Origin of the sequence: Holospora elegans E1, from assembly GCF_000648275.1 — a bacterium.
Lineage (GTDB): Bacteria > Pseudomonadota > Alphaproteobacteria > Holosporales > Holosporaceae > Holospora > Holospora undulata_A.
This window is the reverse complement of sequence record NZ_BAUP01000052.1, coordinates 1-2,751: the sequence shown is the minus strand read 5'-3', so window position 1 is coordinate 2,751 and position 2,751 is coordinate 1. Positions and strand designations below refer to the sequence as shown.

Below are 2,751 nucleotides of genomic sequence, written 5' to 3'. Positions count from 1 at the left end.
TGCCCGCCCACTTCAAAACAGCGGTGACGCCGACACCAAAAAGCTGAGCAATTCGGTTCATTGAAAGGCCACTTACTTGTAAAACGAAGGCTTGGAGCTTGTCTTTTTCATGCACACCTCGTGAAATTTTTTCTACATTTTTTACATGTGTACCGCTGAACCCATCGAACAAAACCGCTTTTAAAACACTCCTAACATTCACAAAATTTACATACAATCATTTTTAGAGACTTTTAAAAGACTTACTTTACTAATTCTAAAAAAATATCTTTAGTTAAAGGCTTCGAAAATTTTAAAAATCAAAGGTAAAGTTAGTATTTCAGAATATAGCAATAGCTTTTTATTATAAAATTTTCAAAATTACGGAAAGCAAATCGGACACTTGCTTTTTAACGATTTACCTTTAATATTTGAGTTTTTATTATTTTTTAACATTTATTTGCTACAACTTTAATTGTACTATTAACAAAACAAATTAAAAGATGAAAAACTATAAAAAATTTAACATTTTAATATCTGTTTTAGGTCTGATTATTTGCCAAAGCGCATTTTCTGATCAATGGACAATTTTTGAAAATTTCAAAAACGACTGGGAAAAAATATTTAATATTCTTCAAAAGGATTCTTCTGCTTATGGGCGCTTAAAAAAAGAGTCTAATTCTCCTGAAATGAAAGATCTTATTCACGCGTATTCTACATTGGTTGAATTAAATACTTCCGACAAAATTACAAAATCAAAAGCAACAAAGGTCAGAGAAGCGTTTTTAAAGTTATCTAATCATATTTCATCAACTTATGAAAAAGGTGAAAAATTTCTTAATCTCGTTCTTAAGAACAAAACGGAGCTCTGTAAAAAACTTTCCACCCCAAACCGCAGGCCTTGGCCCTTAGTTTGTGAAGATTGTATTACAAAAGCTCTAGATAATACTCATTTTTACGAAAAAAACTATCCCAGTGAAAAATCATCGAGTTCTGAGAGTGACTCTTGGAGTGACTTTGATAGAGAAGTTATGCCAAACTCCACGCCCTTAGACAATGTAAAGTCCGCTGTTGTCCCAAATAGTGGTAGAAACACTGTTCAAATTAATGCAAACACAGCGCCAGGTAATGTAAAAAATCTTAACTCTGCTGAAAATTCTCTCGTTGTTCAAAGTAAAGATTCAAACGCATTACCGGTAAAAGAAACAGAATCGGAGTTAAAAAGGAAAAAACTTGAAGAGAAAGCGCAGTTAGAATGGGAAAAGTTACAAAAAAATCTTGCTAAGGGCCTTCCTGAAATTAAGAACGATTCTGACGAATCTAACGATCGAAGTTTTCATTCAAATTTTTCTGAAACTGACTCTGATGATGGTTCTGATAGAAATAAGAGCATTCTTCCCCCTAAACCCTTAGGCAATGTAAAGTCTGCTATTGTTCCAAAAAAAAAGGAAGATGGGGTAAGAATTAAGTTATTAAAAAAACAATTTAATGAAGTAAAAGACTTTTTTTCCAAAAATCTTTCAACAACGAAAACACTGCCAAAAAAATAATAAGAATGCGATGCAAATAAAAAAAAGACGTTAAATTTTACAAAACTAATCTTTCCTTGTGTATTGTTGAAAAATACATCTAATTCTATTGTAAAAGATAAAGAAATTACCGAATTTCAAGGCGCGAATTCGGGATTAAGATGTATTGTTAAGAGGGGCAAGGAGAGACTGTTTTCGATTTTTATAAGGTAAAACACCTCGTTAGTAGGCGCTCTCTTGCGTTTTTTACCATAATCCCCTGTATCAAAATAAGATTTTATTAAATCCCATTGTGTGGCACTCAAATCACTCGGATAGGGCATGTCATTTATCTCCTAACTAAGCTTTTTATCAGATCTTATTTAAATTGTGAAGACAGGTTCTTACTTCCGACTCTTGAAAAATATTCACCATTCTATAAAACGTATCTTTTTTAACTTTTATCAACCTGCGGAATTTTTTCCTGCTATTTTTTTCTGTTCGCATTGCAGACCTTACCTCCTGGTCTTTTTATCATAAATCTTGTTTATAATTTTAGTTTCGCAAGAAGTCTAATTTAAGATCTGCTGCAAAATCTTCCATTGTTCCAAAAAAAAGAAGATATATACCAAATCAAATTGAAAGTGCTGGATTAATGCGTTGAAAATTTTCATTGACGCGGTCGACAAGATCCATGACGATGTTGTTTCAGGTTTTGTCGAAAAAATTCGTTTTTTTCGCTTCCACCCACATAGGTAAAAGCTTTTTTTATAGCTAACTCTTGATGTTTGATCCCATAGAATTATGGAGTATATTATGAAGACAATAATTCATGGAGGAAAAGTTTATGGGACAAGTATTACACGCAAATGCCAGAACGACTGAGGTACTCCGTAGAGAGATCCAATAGGGAAGAGAGCATAGCAAAAGCGGCTATAAGATTTAATGTTAATCCAAAAACAATTATCAAATGGAAGAATCGAGAAGATACAAAAGATCTCCCTATCGGTCTTAAAAAGATCAAATCTACTGTGCTTTCAGAGTCTGAGGAAGAAGCAAGTGTTGCATTCAAGAGGATGAAGTATTATATAGCTTACAAGAAACTATTCCACATTTAAGCCAATCAAGTCTTCATCGTTGCTTAAGGCGTCATGGCTGCTCTGATAAAAAAGAACTATCTAGCACTATCCTGGTGGTTATTTTTATATAGATAGTGCAGAAGTAAGGACAGCTGAAGGTAAGCTATATTTGTAGGAAATAAATA

Annotated in this window: 2 protein-coding genes and 1 pseudogene; 2 read left to right on the top strand and 1 reads right to left on the bottom strand. The window is 32.9% G+C overall.

From position 1 onward, the window contains the following. Positions 1 to 202 (bottom strand): hypothetical protein (locus HE1_RS01590; protein ID WP_035544008.1); only part of this gene is annotated, 202 nt, incomplete at its 3' end. 280 nt (positions 203 to 482) lie between these two features. Between HE1_RS01590 and HE1_RS01585 the strand changes: the two genes are divergently transcribed. Both HE1_RS01585 and HE1_RS10225 read left to right on the top strand, forming a co-directional pair. Further along, a complete protein-coding gene (locus HE1_RS01585; RefSeq protein WP_035544006.1) occupies positions 483 to 1,529 on the top strand; it encodes a hypothetical protein in 1,047 nt (348 codons plus the stop codon). Between the two features lie 805 nt (positions 1,530 to 2,334). Next, positions 2,335 to 2,738 (top strand): annotated as a pseudogene (locus HE1_RS10225) (transposase family protein); the annotation flags it as partial. Positions 2,739 to 2,751 lie beyond the last annotated feature (13 nt).

What these genes read in the sequence shown, in the direction of transcription:
- HE1_RS01585 (WP_035544006.1), top strand. Translation starts at nt 483, where the DNA reads ATGAAAAACTATAAAAAATTTAACATTTTAATATCTGTTTTAGGTCTG.